We start from the raw sequence: 16042 nt of genomic DNA, 5'->3' as shown, positions 1-16042 counted from the left end.
TTCTCTCCAAGCGTTGAGAATTTTATTCGTTATTCCAGCATTCAAAAAAATCATCTATAAGCGCAGGAATAACATTAGGGGCTTTATTTCCAACAGATTTTTAATTAAGTGAGTTGTTGAATTGGGTGTTTTGGCAATAAGTTTGGTTTTTCTGTAACTTCAGAAAATACTGCCTAAATGAATAAAAATTAAGTCATTGAAAATAAATAATCTAATTTGAACATAAGATATTTCTAGAAATGTGACAATGTTAAAATATGCAAATTTTTCACTCAGTTTAAAATGATTAAATAAGAAAATCAGAATTTAAGATGTCTTCTCTAAGTCAGAAAAATGCTTCAATATTTCTTTTATTTTTTATAAATTGTTGAGTAAGTTATTAATTATATAAATATTTTTAAAGTAGCTAGATTTAAGATTAAAATATAAAGATTAAACAGGTAGTTAAATCAGCATTCTCTTGCTCACAATTTTCTGATTTTTACAGCAAGAATATCTACCAAATTATCTATTTTCTGGAAAATATTTAAGTGCTGATCTGCTTGAAAATTGGCCAGTCGCCCTTATAATCATTTCACATCCCGAGCGGATCATTTCCTTAGCCCAAATTAAACAGAGAGCAAGATGGCAAAGAAAAAAGCTGTAGAGGCAGTCATGCCAAACTTCGTGGCCAAACATATGCATGAAGTCAATAAAAGCCAGGTTTTTGTAGATCGGAAGAAAAATGCAAAACGTGGTTATACCAAGCACAAACAAGGGCGATATCAACAAGATGATCGCCCTTTTTTATGGGCAGCTTAGGGCGGCCAGGAAGAAGTGGATCTGTTCTGGACGGGAGCTGATTTTAAGGGATTCTGTGGGGTATAGTTAAAAGATGAATTTCTTTTCGAAGAATGCGGTGAGTTTTGTCGGGTAGTTGAAGAAGCTTCTTCGGGAAACATATTTTGAAAAAAACGGGGCAGGGTCGCAGAACTCGAAGATCTATTTGGATCAGCATCAGCCATAGGCCGAGTCTGCTGAAAACTGGCAAATTTTCCTAGCTGTTGCCGATACAGTTTCGCCGCAATGACCGATGGATCATTCTTGCCTAAACGCCATTGCTGGGTACGAGAAATTTCAATTCCCCATAAGGGACAGGCTTTAGGACGTTCAGTTTCACGGATATACTGGTGACTCGAGCTGACATTATTACGATCACGAGAAGATGTATATCTGGATTTTTGTGAACGTAAGGCTGGTGCAACAATAATAAAATAAAACGCTGCAGCTAGCATAAGCAGGATAAGCACAAATTCCATAAGTACCTCGACTGATGCAGAGGAACCTGGAAAAGTTCCTCCTTAAGCGCTGACCATACGGGTGGTGGATTTCACCATATCTCCTAAACCATGTGTTCTAAAATAATGCTCCATCCAGCTTTTTACCATGAGTGGATTGTCCAGTTTTAGTACATGTTTGAGTAATTCCTGTGCATCAGGCATCGGTACATGACAGATCGTTTTTCGGACTCTCAATATATTACTGGAACTCATGGACAGGGTATTGAATCCCATGGCCATTAATAGTACGGCCGATAGAGGATCACCAGCCATTTCACCACAGATACTGATCGGTTTGTTATTACGGTGACAGTCTTCTACCAAGCGGGTCAGGGCGCGCAGAATGGCTGGGTGCAAATGTGAATAAACGTTGGCCACACGCGGATTATTCCGGTCTACGGCAAGTAAATATTGAGTCAAATCGTTAGAACCGACCGAAAAGAAATCGACCAGTTCAGAAAACTCATCAATCTGATGCAGTACGCTTGGTACTTCCACCATAATCCCGATTTGCGGCTTGGTAATTTTGACCTGTTCTTCTTCCTGAACGGCATGATGATCACGTTCTAACAGATACAGTGCTTCTTCAACTTCACTGACGCTGGTGACCATTGGCAACAGGATATGCAGATTATTCAGGCCGATACTGGCTTTTAGCATGGCACGAATCTGAGAAGAGAAGATTTCAGGATGATCCAGGGTGAAGCGGATACCGCGCCAGCCCAATGCTGAATTTTCTTCCTCAATCGAGAAATATGGCAGGTCTTTGTCTGCACCAATATCCAGTGTTCGCATCACCACCGGTTTATTGGCAAAGTGACTGAGCTGCTGCCGGTAAATGGCACGTTGTTCCTCTTCACCCGGGAAGCGGTCACGCAACATGAAGGGAATTTCAGAACGGTACAGGCCAACACCTTTGGCACCACGCTGTACACCACGAACCACGTCAATCATCAAGCCGGTATTTACAAACAGACGTACAGCAGTCCCATCCGGTGTAATTGCATCTTTGGTCTCGTATTGACGTAGATCTTTGGCAATCTGTTCTTCTTCTTTCTGAATCTCTTTATAACGGGTACGCAAACGGCGTGGTGGATTAATAAAGATGCGGCCCTGATGTGCATCGACAATCATCTCGACGTCATCCAAGGTGTTGATTGGCAGTTCGGTCACACCCACGACAGTCGGAATACCCAGCGCGCGTGCCACAATCACCATGTGTGAATTCATGGCACCTTCAGTGGTGACAATTGCTGCAATCTTATCGACAGGTAATTCCACCAGCGCAGCTGTTGAAATTTCTTCACCAATCAGGATGCTTTCATCCGTCAGTTCGCGATGGCTTTCATCAGCTTCCTGTAATTTGGCCAGAATACGGCGCCCTAGATCTTTCAGATCAGCGACACGTTCACGCAGGTAATCATCTTCCATCTGCGCAAACTGCGCGACATGGTTATCAATCACGATGCGAACTGCACCTTGCGCCCAGTGACCATCACGAATCAAGGCTTTAATTTCCGATGGCAAAGCATTTTCATCCAGCATACGCAGGAACACACTGAACAAGGCGCGTTCTTCGGCCATCAGCGCATCCTGCATTTTGTCATCCAGGAACTGAATTTCTTCACGTACCGAATTTAAGGCATTATCCAGTAAAGCCAGTTCTTCGCTAATATCATCTGCTTCACGATCCGGAACGGCACCCAGATCTGCAGGTGGATAAAGCACAATGGCGCGGCCGAGTGCGATACCGCCAGAACCGGATACACCCTGGAAGGTTTTATATGCCGGTAAATTATTTGGCTTGCGGAATACATCAATATTGCCGACTGCATGGGCGTGAGCGATTACGCCCGAAAGCTGGGCACATAGCGTAACCAGGAACGATTCAGCCGCTTCACTAAAATCTTGGGATTCTTTATTTTGGACAACCAGTACGCCCATGACCTTACGGCGATACATGACCGGAACGCCCAGAAAGGAATTATAAATTTCTTCGCCCGTTTCCGGTAAATACAGAAAACGATCATGCTTAGGGGCATTGTCGAGGTTAACGATTTCCTCTCGTTGACCCACCAGACCAACCAGGCCTTCACCGGTATGTAGAGAAACATGACCGACAGCTTCAGGCTTCAGGCCTTTAGATGCCATTAACAGATAGCGCTGGTTGCGTTCATCGAGCAGATAAATGGAGCAAACATCCACATGCATGGCCTCAGCGACCTGATTGACCATAATATCGAGTGATTCATGCAAACTGGTAGACGCATTAATCTCTTGGACAATGCGTCTCAGGGCATCCAGTTGCATATTCGACATGGGAGCTGCTCCGTATTTTTTTAGAAGTCCGGTAATTTAGTTTATTTATAACAATAGCCGAGCAAAAAATCTGCACATGCACGCGATTTTTTTAAGGTTTTTGTTGTGGTAATTGCTGACAGAGTTCAATCATGGCCTTGCGATAAACATCGCGTTTAAAATTCACCACTTGGCCTAATGGATACCAGTAACTGACCCATTGCCATTGATCAAATTCGGGCGGATCGGACAGATCAAGTTGAATGTTCTGTACGGGCGCCGTCAGTTTGAGTAAAAACCACTTCTGTTTTTGACCGATACATACCGGATCTGAATCCGTGCGAATGTATCGATACGGCAAACGATAACGCAACCATCCTTTGGTCTGCGCGATAATCTGGACGTGTTCAGGCAGTAAGCCAACTTCTTCTCTCAGCTCACGATAAAGTGCCTGCTCAGGGGTTTCTCCATATTGGATACCTCCTTGTGGAAATTGCCATGCATTATGACCAATGCGTTTTGCCCATAAAACCTGTCCAGCATCGTTTGCCAAAATGATCCCGACATTCGGTCGGAAACCTTCTGAGTCGATCATTTGGCTACCTAAAATTGTTTAATTTATGCCTTTGCTTTCGGGGAATATTATTTCTTTATCCAACTCGAAAAAAAGCAAAGTTTAAAAATGTTAAAATTGCTATGATCTTAACGAATTTCTATCGACTAGCGGAGATAGATTTACAATTTTTTTCTTAAATTTCAGTTTTTACGAGTATTTTCATGAAATTGGCGCTATTTGATCTCGATCACACCCTGTTAAACACCGATTCGGATCATTCCTGGGGGGAATTCCTGGTCAATGAAGGTCTGGTGGATCCCGTTCATCACCGCGCCATGAATGACAAGTTCTATGAGGACTATAAAAAGGGTCAACTGGATCCCTATGCCTATAATGAATTTGTGTTCCAGTTTTTGACCCAACATGACCATGATTATCTGACCGAATTACATCAACTGTTCATGCAAAAAGTCATTCGCCCACAGATGCGTCCGGAAGGTTTTAAAGCGATTCAGCGCCATAAAGATGCGGGACATGACATTGTCGGCATTACTGCAACCTCGGACTTTATTACCGCACCGATTTTCCGTGAGTTTGGCATTACTGAAATTATTGCCACCAATGCTGAAGTCATTGACGGTAAATATACCGGTAAGGTGACCAATATTGCCTGCTATCAGCAAGGTAAACTGACCCGTCTGGAACAATGGCTGGCAGGTCGTGACGTGACCGAGTCTTGGGCATATTCAGATTCAATCAATGACCGTTTTCTGCTGGAACATGCAGATCATGCCATTGCTGTGAATCCGGATGATCGTCTGGAAGCACTGGCCAAAGAACAGGGCTGGGAAATTCAGGACTGGTCGATTTAAGCAGTTCTTTCGATTTAATCAGGCACAACTTCGGTTGTGCTTTTTTATAAGCAGAAGAGGGTACTTTTTGACATGCCCGTTGCTGAATAAACATGCTATGCTTAGAACAAATAAAGCAAGTCGACAATAACGATAGCAAGCGCTGAGGTAATGAAAATGACCCAAGTTAGACCGCGTATGACTCATTTATTTGCACAGTTAGGTCTGGATTCAAGTGCAGAAGGGATTGCCCAATTTATTCATGAGCATCAATTACCCAAAGATGTGAACCTGATGGAGGCGCCGTACTGGTCAGATGCGCAGCGCCAGTTCTTGGCTGAAAAAATTGCTTCAGATGGAGAATGGGCCATTGTGGTGGATCAGCTCAATGAATCTCTGCATGAGGATGCCACTAGCGGAATTGAGTAGTGAACAAAAAGCCAATCAACTGATTGGCTTTTTTCATTTGGGGCATTACTGTATCCGTTTCCATAAAGTTACTTGGGACAGGGTATGTTGATATTTACGCGCTGTTTCCCGGATCACAAAAGGCATATCCACAGGTTCGTCCAGCATTTCAAAATGTGGGCTGAGTAAAGCTTTGATGCCCTCTAAGGTACTCAGGTTTTCTCCCGCCTGCTTAAATCCGCCGATCCATTCACTGCGTGCTGTATGTTCTTCCAGCCAGGTATAAGGCGAGGCCAGCATCAAAATGCCGCCTATATTCAGGCGATTATGAATCTCACTCAGAAAAGCTTTAGGATGATGCAGACGATCAATCAGGTTAGCTGCCAGAATAAAATCATAATCTTTAAGCTGCGGTTTCAGGTTGCAGGCATCGCCCTGATAAAACTCGACCTTATTGGCAACCTGTTCAAGTCCAAGTTCTGCCAGTGAGCAGGATTTATATTCCACCAGTTCACCTTCAACAGGAATGCTATAGCGCAGGGTCTCTCCTTGCGCCAGCACCACACCTTGCTGAATAAAACGGGCTGAAAAATCTAGACCGGTGACCTGATCAAAATCTTGGGCCAGTTCAAAGCTGGCGCGTCCGGTTGCACACCCGATATCCAGCGCTTTATGACACGGAATGTTTTGAAAATAAGGACGAGCTAATTGAATCAGGCTTTGGGCAAAGTTTGGAACAGCAAAATATTCTGCTCCATACTGGAATTCCAGATATTGGGAAATCAGCTGATCACTTTCATATTGCGAGTGAAACTGCGGTGATGTCTCTTCCGCGGCAACATAGCGAAAACCGGCATGCTGGAAAAAATGTCGCCGGAATGCATAGCGTGAACTGTGCAGGGCTTCATTACCGGCTGAAATCCAGGAACCGCCTTTAATTAGATGATGTTGGCCATCAAAAGTAGGGGTACTAAAATCATCGTAGAAGGGATGGACCTGAAAGCCTTCGAAAGGATAAATCGGGGTCTCGGTCCATTGCCAGACATTGCCCTGAACATCATAAAAATCGCCATGCTGAAAATGATCCACCGGACAAGAGCTAGGGCCATATTTTAATTCAATATTGGCTTGCTCAGGACTTGGCAATTTGGGATCCAGTCCTGAAACTGCATATAGTCGATACCATTCATCTTCAGTTGGCAGACGAATGGATTCTCCGGTCTGTGCTGATTTCCAGTTACAGAAAGCCTTGGCTTCATGATAATTCACTTCGACTGGCCAGTCCCAAGGCATCGGAACTTCTTCCAGCATCAATCTTAATGACCAACCCAGTTCCGTTTTGACCCAGAAGGTAGGATGTGTGGCTTGAGAAAATGCCAACCATTGCTGGCCTTCTTCAGTCCAGTAGTCAGCTGTCTGATAACCTTCTGCTTCTACAAAGGCTAAAAACTCCTTATTGGATACCAGATATTTGGAGGCTTCGAATTCTGCAATTTCGGCATGATGGTGGCCGTATTCATTGTCCCAGCCATAAAAAGCATGTTCGAAATTTTTATGTAAATTGACCTGACCTGCCGGTACCTTTACCAGACTATTTTCAGGTGCAATACTGGTAATGACATTGGCACGCCACTGCGGATGATTCTGTACATAACGTAACTGATGCTGGCGGATTAAAACCGAAGACGTTTCCAGATGAATTCGTTCATGCTCAATGCCCATGATGATGGTCCACCACGGATTGTGCCAGTTCAGTGGAAGTTGTAGCGGCGCATGTTCAATCACTTTCAAGACCAGGGCACGTACCTGATGCCGGTAATCACGTACCGCCTGAATGCTAGGCCAGTGATAATTCTGTTCATCCAGATCATCCCAGCTCATTTCATCTACACCAATCGCGAAGATACTTTCCAGATGCGGATTCAAACGTTCCGGGATCAGTTGAGCCAGCAACAGCTTATTGATAAAAAAAGTGGCAGTATGACCAAAATAAAAGATCAGCGGATGACGTAAGGCAATCGGTTTGACATAAAAGGCTTCTTCATTTTTCAGGCAGTCAAACAGTTGCTCATAGGTGTCAAAGGTATTTAGGAAATAATCACGTAATACGGCACGCGCTGTCGGTTCATCTTCAAAATCAAGATTGGGAGTCGGGTGTAGCGTTGGTTTAAGCGGTTTCCATAAACCCATTTCTTCGAGCAGTTTATGAGAAGAAGATAATAAAGTTTTGGAGTCAGAAGATTTGATCTGCATTCTTTGCTTCCTTGAATACGTTTTAATTTTTCATCTTCAGGAAAATGAATTTGATACTTTTAAAAGTACTTGAAAGGAAGCAACTGATGCGATGTTTTTAGGTAACAAAATGCTGCATCCATATGGCTGCAGCAGAGAAATGTGAAAATTAATTTTAAATTGACGGGCCTTGCATCAGTTGAACCAATGCTTCAGCCGCCTTCGATTGAGTACGACCCGGATGCCAGACCATCCCGAGCTGACGGTTCATTTCCAGATTCAGATCCAGTTCTTGCAGGTCATGATTGACCAGGGTTTTGGGCAAGACTGACCAGCCTAAACCAATCGAAACCAGCATCCGGATCGATTCAAGCGGATTATTACTCATGGTCGTTTTCGGCTTGATACCCTGTTTTTCAAACTCAGCCATCGTAATCTGCGTGGTATAGGTCTGCGCAGAAGGCAGCAGGCTTGGGTAATTCACCAGATCTTCAAGAGACAGGTTTTTTTGCTGAGCCAACGGATGGAACGGTGCTACCACAAAAACCAGAGGATCATTCCAGATAGTGACATATTTCAGGCGCTCATCCCCATGCGGCGGTAGCGTCAGAAAAGCCAGTTCCAGATCACCGGCAATGACCTGTTCATGTGCCTGTTCAGAATCTACAAAATGTACATCCAGGGTCACATTCGGATATTGCTGTACATATTCACGCAGATGGCTCGGTAAATGATGCAGACCAATATGATGGCTGGTGCCAATTTTCAGTTTGCCTTGTACCTGACCTTGTTCATGACTCAGGGTATAGTGAATATCACCCAGCTCGTTCAGCCAGTTTTTTACTTTAGGCAGCAGGGAATGTGCTGCATGAGTGGCCTGTACACCACGGCCCGCAGATTCAAATAATTTCACCCCGAAATATTCTTCCAGACTGTGAATACGTTTGGTCACAGCTGGTTGGGTAATAAAAAGCTGATCTGCAGCCAAAGAAATCGAACCTGTTTCCATGACTTTTACAAAGGCTTCAAAAGCTGCGAGATTCATCTTGATCACCTATAAAGTTTTTTTATGCTTAAGTTTATTATTGTAATAATTTAAGAATAAATCAAAGTAAAAATATAGAACTATTGGTTTAATGTTGAATTAATACACATTTTTAAATGTTTTATTTTATGTCATAAAAAAAGCCACCGAGGGTAGGTGGCTAAAAGAGGAAGATCGACAAAAATTTATGCGGTGATTTCCTCATCCTGTTGCTGGCTTTTTGCTTCCCAGATTTTCTCGTGGAAGAAGAAAGCAACCGCCTGTACAGTCGGTTCTAATAAACTCAAGGCAATCGCCATGGTTAAACTGCCTGTGACAAAATAGCCCACTAACATCGCGACAGTGATGTGCATGATGTAATAGCTAAATGTCTTTTTGAACATGCGCTGATTGTTGTCTACGAAACGTTGAATATGTGCCATGTTGATCTTCCTCAAAACAAATGATCTGTGCCGATGAGGAAATAATAATAACTCTCATTTAATTTGTAAAAACGAATATTCTTGATAAATTAATCGGAAAATTAGATTTTTGAAAAGAGAGCTAAACCATGATTTAATTTAAGTTTTAAAAGATTCCAAAAAGTTTTTTAACTAATAAAAATGATAAATTAGATTTATGTGAATGCAGCGATATAATCAAAATTAGCGAAAGAATTTACCCAGTCCAGTGGAGCACATCGACATGGCAGGCGAGACCCAAACAGCAAAAACATTATACGATAAGTTATGGGATGACCATTTAGTAAAACAACGAGATGATGGTTCAGCTCTACTTTATATCGACCGTCATTTATTGCATGAAGTGACTTCACCACAAGCCTTTGAAGGCTTGCAACTTGCTGGCCGTAAGCCATGGCGTTTAAGTGCCAACATCGCAACACCTGACCATAACGTACCGACCTCTAAAAAAGAGCGTGAGCAGGGTGTGGCTGGGATTGAAGATGATACTTCACGTATCCAGGTACAAACCCTGGATGACAACTGTAAGACGTTCAATATTGTTGAATTTGATATTAACGATATTCGTCAAGGGATCGCGCACGTGGTAGGTCCTGAGCAGGGCCTAACCTTACCAGGTATGACCGTTGTATGTGGTGACTCACATACTGCAACACATGGTGCATTTGGCTGCTTGGCACACGGGATTGGAACATCAGAAGTTGAACATGTATTGGCGACCCAATGTCTTGTTCAAAAGAAAATGAAAAATATGTTGGTGCGCGTTGACGGTAAATTAGGTCAGGGCGTAACACCGAAAGACGTTGTTTTAGCCATTATCGGTAAAATTGGAACTGCTGGCGGTACAGGTCACGCGATTGAATTTGGTGGTCAGGTGTTCCGTGACATGTCGATCGAAGGCCGTATGACCGTGTGTAACATGGCAATCGAAGCGGGCGCACGTGTCGGTATGGTTGCAGTCGACGAAAAAACCATTGAGTATGTCAAAGACCGTCCATATGCACCGAAAGGCGAGCAATGGGATCAGGCGGTTGCGTACTGGAATACCTTGCATTCTGATGAAGGCGCGCACTTCGATACAGTCGTGGTGTTGCAAGGTGAAGAGATTGAACCACAAGTCTCTTGGGGGACTTCTCCTGAGATGGTGATTCCGGTGTCTCAAGCGGTTCCAACTTTGGAACAGGCCAAAGATGATGTACAGCGCAATGACTGGAACCGTGCTTATCAATATATGGGCTTAACCGCAGGTCAGGCTTTAGCAGATATTCAGTTAGATCGTGTATTCATCGGTTCTTGCACCAACTCACGTATCGAAGATATTCGTGCTGCGGCTGAAGTGATCAAAGGCCGTAAAGTGGCTTCTAGCATTAAACAGGCAATGGTGGTTCCGGGTTCTGGTTTGGTGAAACAGCAGGCAGAATCTGAAGGTCTGGATAAAGTCTTTATCGAAGCTGGTTTTGAATGGCGTGAACCAGGCTGTTCTATGTGTTTGGCAATGAATGCTGACAAATTGCAGCCAGGCGAACATTGCGCCTCAACTTCAAACCGTAACTTTGAAGGTCGTCAGGGTAATGGCGGTCGTACCCACTTGGTGAGTCCAGCCATGGCGGCGGCGGCAGCGATTGCCGGTCACTTTGTTGATGTCCGTTCATTTTAATTGGTACGCAGGAGCAGAAATATGAAAGCTTATACCGTTGAACAAGGTATTGTTGCACCTTTAGACCGTGCCAATGTCGATACAGATTTAATTATTCCAAAACAGTTTTTGAAATCGATCAAACGTACCGGTTTCGGTGAAAACCTGTTTGATGAGTTGCGTTATTTGGATGAAGGTTATCCGGGTCAGGATAACTCGGTTCGTCCGATTAACCCGGACTTCGTGTTAAACCAGCCACGTTATCAAGGTGCATCGATTTTAATTTCACGTGCTAACTTCGGTTGCGGTTCAAGTCGTGAGCATGCGCCGTGGGCATTGAATGAATACGGTTTCCGTACTGTGATTGCGCCAAGCTTTGCTGATATTTTCTTTAATAACTGTTTTAAAAATGGCATGTTGCCGGTGATCTTGCCGGAAGAAACGGTTGATCAGTTATTCAAGGAATGTGCAGCAGCTGAAGGCTATCAGTTAACGATTGATCTGGAAGCGCAGGAAGTTCGTACACCAAATGGCGAAAGCTTCAAGTTTGAAGTGGACCCATTCCGTAAGCATTGTTTGTTAAATGGTTTGGATGATATTGGCTTAACTTTGCAGGCAGCAGATGATATTCGTGCCTACGAAGAAAAAACCAAACAATCACGCCCATGGGTATTTGCTGAAATTCATTCATAAAACAGCAAAAATTGTCATGGCATGACTGCGAAGGCCTTGCTAATATCAGAAGATTATTAATTTTTTTTGATAGGTTAATACAGACATCATGGCAACGTATTGGAAACAGTGGCTTGCTCTAAGTGCAGTATCAGTGCTGATGACCGCGTGTCAAAGCATTGATACCTTCAAACTTAAACACGCCAAAGAAGATGCAGAAAGCAAATCCAATGCCTTGATTTATTGTGCAGGCACACCGGATTGTCAGTTTGAACGTTTAGATCGGACCATGATTGTGGATGAGTCCACCAAGCGAATCAGCCCAGAAGCGCTGGATCAGCGTCTGGTTCGTTTGCAGGCCAAAAACCTGAAACAGGATAATCCGATTTATTTATCTGTGCCGGAAGGGCAGCATGAACTGGTGGTGCGTTTCTATCCGATTAGCAAGGATAAGGCTGAGACCTTGCATCTGTTCCAGCAGTTTAAGGCGAATAAACGCTATACCTTGACAATGTTCCGTGACCGAAATGCACGTAGCACCAGTTTATTAAATGCCTCTGCACCTGATCCATTGTGTGTGGACCTGTTGCAAGAGCAGAAAGTGATTCGTCGTTTTTGCAAACCCTATAATGTCATCAATGGCATTGCAGAGTTTGTAGAAAAAAAAATTTAACCTAGTCAGGTGGATGCCTGACCTTATAAATGGAAAAGCTCATGTCTAAACAAATTTTGATTTTAGCTGGTGACGGTATTGGTCCTGAGATTGTAAAAGCCGCAGAACAGGTGCTTACACGAGTTAATGAAAAATTCAATCTGGGTTTAACATGGGAACAAGGTCTGTTGGGTGGTGCTGCGATTGATGCACACGGTTCACCTTATCCAGATGTAACGTCTGAACAGGCGAAAAAAGCAGATGCAATTCTGCTCGGTGCTGTAGGCGGTCCAAAATGGGATACGATTGAGCGTTCAATCCGTCCAGAACGTGGCCTGTTAAAACTACGTAGTGAATTGAATCTCTTTGCGAACTTGCGTCCAGCAATTCTTTATCCGCAATTGGCTGATGCCTCTAGCTTGAAACCGGAAATCGTCTCTGGTCTGGATATCCTGATCGTACGTGAATTGACTGGTGGTATTTACTTCGGTCAGCCACGCGGGATCCGTGAACTGGAAAATGGCGAAAAACAAGGTTTCAACACTGACGTTTATGCAGAGTCTGAAATCAAGCGTATTGCCAAGGTTGCGTTCGAACTTGCTGGTCTGCGTGGTGGTAAAGTATGTTCAGTCGATAAAGCCAATGTACTTGAAGTGACTGAGCTTTGGAAACAGACCGTGACTGCACTGAAAGAAGAGCAATATCCGGACATTAACCTGTCTCATATGTATGTAGACAATGCTGCGATGCAATTAGTACGTGCGCCTAAGCAGTTTGATGTGATTGTGACTTCAAACCTGTTCGGTGACATTCTATCTGATGAAGCTGCAATGCTGACTGGTTCAATCGGTATGTTGCCATCAGCATCATTAGATGAAAATGGTAAAGGCATGTACGAACCTTGCCATGGTTCTGCACCAGACATCGCAGGTCAAAACCTGGCAAACCCATTGGCAACCATTCTGTCTGTAGCCATGATGCTGCGTTATACCTTCCGTGAAGAAGCAGCCGCAAAAGCCATTGAAGATGCAGTAGGGAATGTTCTAGACCAAGGTCTGCGTACTGCTGACATCATGTCTGAAGGCATGACTAAAGTGGGTACGGTGGAAATGGGTCAGGCAGTTGTAACTGCATTGAACTAAGTTACTCATTAGTTTCATGTAAAAAAACGCAGCCTTGAGCTGCGTTTTTTTATGACTGATTTTGATTAACAGGTTCGACCCGAAAGGCTGACAGAAGTTGCAATATTGTCTTTAAGCAAAAAGGTAATCTTGCATTGCAAATTCACATCATAACCTGATGCAGGGCTCACAGTGACTGGAACCGGAACTGTGCCAGTACCTGCTGCCGGAAACTGAGCAATTGGTAAGGGAACGGTCACAGGACGTTCTACGACATAGCTGAGCTGTTGGGAGCTGAGCTCAGGTTCACTGATTTGCTGATAACCCAAACGTTTCAAATCTAAATTGCGATCAATATACTGGCTGCTCTGACCAATAAATTGCTGTAAATAAGCTTCACGGTCGGTCTGGCTGATCGTGGGTGTCTGTGCACACCCTGACAGACCGAGCAACAGGATGCTCAAGCCCAATACCAGAGAAGTACCTTTGCTTAACAACATCACATCACTCCTACTCAAGGAACGCTTAAAAACAGTGTAGTCGCAAAGTGTGAGAGGAACTGTTGTAATTTATTATTAGGCAAGACAGGAATAATCAGGCAGTTAGATGTTAGCTTTAGCTGTCAAATTCAAGACAACTTAGAACGTTTTTAAGTCCACTTTAAAATGAATAAAACGCCAAAATAAGTCTTAACAGGCACGTCCGCTATATTGCACAGATTGGGCAATCCCTTGTTCTAGCTGAAAATGAATCTGACAAGGCATTTCAGCCTGATAACCCGGGCCGGGTGCAGTTGCGAGTCGTACAGGGGCGCCTATACTGACACTTTGCTGAATGGCCGGTATTCCCAGCGGAAGTTCAATGGTAGGAAGTACGGTATAACTCAGACGTTTTTCCGTTTGTACAGGTACTTTTGAGGTCTTAAAACCGAGTGCAGTTAAATCCAGATCCTTACGAATTGACTCTGCAGATTGGCCGATATATTGCTGTAGTTGCTGATCTAGCTGCCGTGATTTTATCGAACTTGTAGTGGCGCAGGCAGTCAGGCTGATTCCTAGGATCAGAGAAAGCAAGATTTTTTGCATGAATGATTCACTGTTTTTATTAGAGGAAAAATAGAAATTATTATCTTCGAATGCAGTATAGGGAATGTGCAGGGGAATTGATATAAAAGAAAAGGCAATAAAAAAGCCACTGGATGAGTGGCTTTTGCTTCCGCTAAAACTTAGCGCGCACGGTATGTGATACGACCCTTAGTCAAATCATAAGGAGTCATTTCGACCTTCACGCTATCGCCAGTCAAAATACGAATATAGTGTTTACGCATTTTACCAGAAATATGGGCAATTACTTCGTGACCGTTTTCTAAACGTACACGGAACATAGTATTAGGAAGCGTCTCGGTGACAACGCCTTCGAACTCGATGAGTTCCTCTTTATTGGCCATAGCCTACCTGAATGAATAAATTGGAAAGGCGCAAATTATAGTCAATTTTTTCGCAAAACACAAGGTGTAACGGGCGTTAGACTGATCATCTGTCAGTAAAATAAGCGAAGTATGAGTTTAAACTTTTTAACTAAAAAGCGTGTGGTATCTGTTGTCAGTTTGGTCAATCACAGTTAATCTAATTTCAATCTTTTTAAGTATAAATGAAGTACATACAAGGAAGGTTTTTGAGTGAGTCAGCTAACGGATGCATCAGTCGTATTGCGTTTAGGCTATCAGGCGATTCGTCGTGCAGGTTTGCCAACAGAAGAACTTCTGACAAAAGCAGGAGTCGCTTTAAATCAGGTGGAGACCAATGACCGTACTCCACTCAGTGCTCAGTATGCCTTCTGGGTTGCCGCAGAAGAGGTCAGTAAGGACCCAGATATCGGATTGCATCTGGGTGAACATTTGCCGCTCTATCGCGGACAGGTGATCGAGCATCTGTTTATTTCATCAGAGAATTTTGGTGAAGGCTTGAAACGTGCGCTGGCTTATCAGCGTCTGATCAGTGATGCTTTTCATGCCAAGCTGGTGGTCGAAGATGATCGCTGCTATCTGACCAATGGTGAGCAGCCTTTCGCTGAAAGTCTGGTCAATCGTCACTTTACCGAATGTGCGATGTCAGGTGTGTTGCGTTTCTTTAAATTTATTACTGAAGGTCGCTTTGAACCGATCTATATCGATTTCAATTTTTCCAAAGGCGCGGCAGATGAAGAATATTTCCGGGTTTATGAATGCCCGGTAAGTCTGGGGCAGAAAGAAACCCGTTTGTATTTTGATCCAAGCATTCTTGATTTCCCGCTTTGGCAGGCAGAACCGGAACTGTTGCAGCTACATGAACAGCTGGCAATTGAAAAATTACAGGAACTGGCTCGTTACGATTTAGTCGGGGAAGTACGTCGTGCAATCGGTTCTACTTTAGAAAGTGGTGAAACGACTTTGGAAACTGTAGCCGCTCAACTGAATATTACCCCACGCCGTTTACGTACCCAGCTCAGTGAGGCTAATACCAGTTTCCAGCAGATTCTGTCCGATTATCGCTGTCGTCTGGCTAAACGTTTATTGGCGAGTACCAATGAAAGTGTAGAACGTATCGTTTATCTGACTGGATTCTCGGAGCCAAGTACCTTCTACCGTGCTTTTAAACGCTGGACCAATGAAACGCCGGTGGAATATCGGAAGCGCAAGCAGCGTTAATTACTATCTTAAGTCCCTCCTTTCTTGCGCTTCAGCTTAAAGCAGTGCTTAAGCTTTGCTCAGGAGGAGAGTTCCTCCCTTTTTCAAAGGGAGGTTAGGAGGGAT

The 16042-nt window shown here is 43.7% G+C and carries 17 protein-coding genes; 8 read left to right on the top strand and 9 right to left on the bottom strand.

Translation table 11 applies throughout. The features are described from left to right. The first annotated feature begins 624 nt into the window (after positions 1-624). Complete coding sequence (locus AC4MCD_RS12640) at positions 625-801, top strand: DUF7230 family protein (protein ID WP_004781833.1); 177 nt, start codon at positions 625-627, stop codon at positions 799-801. On the opposite strand, the gene AC4MCD_RS12635 is transcribed toward AC4MCD_RS12640, so the two are convergent. The 3 genes from AC4MCD_RS12635 to AC4MCD_RS12625 form a co-directional block, all read right to left on the bottom strand. Continuing rightward, positions 798-1298, bottom strand: coding sequence for a hypothetical protein (locus AC4MCD_RS12635; RefSeq protein ID WP_419363740.1), 501 nt, complete (start codon positions 1296-1298; stop codon positions 798-800). The two genes, AC4MCD_RS12640 and AC4MCD_RS12635, sit on opposite strands and share 4 nt — an antisense overlap. A 42-nt stretch (positions 1299-1340) precedes the next feature. Continuing rightward, on the bottom strand, positions 1341-3638 hold the full coding sequence (gene ptsP, locus AC4MCD_RS12630; RefSeq protein ID WP_491876214.1) for a phosphoenolpyruvate--protein phosphotransferase: 2298 nt from the start codon (positions 3636-3638) through the stop codon (positions 1341-1343). Between the two features lie 91 nt (positions 3639-3729). Beyond that, entirely contained in the window at positions 3730-4212 is a 483-nt protein-coding gene (locus tag AC4MCD_RS12625; protein WP_004781838.1) for an RNA pyrophosphohydrolase, read from the bottom strand. Between the two features lie 182 nt (positions 4213-4394). On the opposite strand from AC4MCD_RS12625, the gene AC4MCD_RS12620 reads away from it, so the two are divergent. Both AC4MCD_RS12620 and AC4MCD_RS12615 read left to right on the top strand, forming a co-directional pair. Continuing rightward, the gene (locus AC4MCD_RS12620) at positions 4395-5045 is read left to right on the top strand and encodes an HAD family hydrolase (RefSeq protein WP_419375024.1); all 651 of its coding nucleotides are present in this window, start codon (positions 4395-4397) and stop codon (positions 5043-5045) included. Between the two features lie 156 nt (positions 5046-5201). Continuing rightward, the gene (locus AC4MCD_RS12615) at positions 5202-5453 is read left to right on the top strand and encodes a DUF2789 domain-containing protein (protein WP_005232362.1); all 252 of its coding nucleotides are present in this window, start codon (positions 5202-5204) and stop codon (positions 5451-5453) included. A gap of 45 nt (positions 5454-5498) precedes the next feature. Here AC4MCD_RS12615 and ovoA read toward each other — a convergent pair whose 3' ends face one another. The 3 genes from ovoA to AC4MCD_RS12600 form a co-directional block, all read right to left on the bottom strand. Continuing rightward, a complete protein-coding gene (ovoA, locus tag AC4MCD_RS12610; protein WP_491876213.1) occupies positions 5499-7685 on the bottom strand; it encodes a 5-histidylcysteine sulfoxide synthase in 2187 nt (728 codons plus the stop codon). A gap of 154 nt (positions 7686-7839) precedes the next feature. Continuing rightward, positions 7840-8709 carry a LysR family transcriptional regulator gene (locus AC4MCD_RS12605; RefSeq protein ID WP_004781845.1) on the bottom strand — a complete coding sequence of 290 codons (870 nt, stop codon included), beginning with the start codon at positions 8707-8709 and terminating at the stop codon, positions 7840-7842. 185 nt (positions 8710-8894) lie between these two features. Next, positions 8895-9131 (bottom strand): DUF2061 domain-containing protein, encoded by a 237-nt coding sequence (locus tag AC4MCD_RS12600; RefSeq protein ID WP_159123642.1) that lies wholly within the window; start codon positions 9129-9131, stop codon positions 8895-8897. Between the two features lie 262 nt (positions 9132-9393). Between AC4MCD_RS12600 and leuC the strand changes: the two genes are divergently transcribed. From leuC to leuB, 4 genes are all read left to right on the top strand, one after another. Beyond that, positions 9394-10827, top strand: a complete 1434-nt coding sequence (gene leuC, locus AC4MCD_RS12595; protein ID WP_419375021.1) for a 3-isopropylmalate dehydratase large subunit — start codon at positions 9394-9396, stop codon at positions 10825-10827. A gap of 21 nt (positions 10828-10848) precedes the next feature. Further along, the gene (leuD, locus tag AC4MCD_RS12590; RefSeq protein ID WP_005232352.1) at positions 10849-11499 is read left to right on the top strand and encodes a 3-isopropylmalate dehydratase small subunit; all 651 of its coding nucleotides are present in this window, start codon (positions 10849-10851) and stop codon (positions 11497-11499) included. Positions 11500-11587: 88 nt separating this feature from the next. Beyond that, positions 11588-12151, top strand: coding sequence for a hypothetical protein (locus AC4MCD_RS12585; protein ID WP_419363729.1), 564 nt, complete (start codon positions 11588-11590; stop codon positions 12149-12151). A 41-nt stretch (positions 12152-12192) separates the two neighbouring features. After that, a complete protein-coding gene (leuB, locus tag AC4MCD_RS12580) occupies positions 12193-13272 on the top strand; it encodes a 3-isopropylmalate dehydrogenase (RefSeq protein ID WP_004781852.1) in 1080 nt (359 codons plus the stop codon). 65 nt (positions 13273-13337) lie between these two features. On the opposite strand, the gene AC4MCD_RS12575 is transcribed toward leuB, so the two are convergent. From AC4MCD_RS12575 to infA, 3 genes are all read right to left on the bottom strand, one after another. After that, on the bottom strand, positions 13338-13751 hold the full coding sequence (locus AC4MCD_RS12575) for a hypothetical protein (protein WP_312307389.1): 414 nt from the start codon (positions 13749-13751) through the stop codon (positions 13338-13340). A gap of 189 nt (positions 13752-13940) precedes the next feature. Continuing rightward, positions 13941-14336: a hypothetical protein gene (locus tag AC4MCD_RS12570; protein ID WP_419363725.1), complete on the bottom strand. Its 396-nt coding sequence runs from the start codon at positions 14334-14336 to the stop codon at positions 13941-13943. A 140-nt stretch (positions 14337-14476) separates the two neighbouring features. Further along, positions 14477-14698 carry a translation initiation factor IF-1 gene (gene infA / locus AC4MCD_RS12565; RefSeq protein WP_001284370.1) on the bottom strand — a complete coding sequence of 74 codons (222 nt, stop codon included), beginning with the start codon at positions 14696-14698 and terminating at the stop codon, positions 14477-14479. 231 nt (positions 14699-14929) lie between these two features. Here infA and AC4MCD_RS12560 point away from each other — a divergent pair, with 231 nt between their 5' ends. Further along, the gene (locus AC4MCD_RS12560) at positions 14930-15937 is read left to right on the top strand and encodes an AraC family transcriptional regulator (RefSeq protein WP_004781856.1); all 1008 of its coding nucleotides are present in this window, start codon (positions 14930-14932) and stop codon (positions 15935-15937) included. The last annotated feature ends 105 nt before the right edge of the window (positions 15938-16042 follow it).

This window comes from Acinetobacter sp. CAU_H_78 (assembly GCF_058599365.1).
This window is presented reverse-complemented; position numbering and strand designations above follow the sequence as displayed.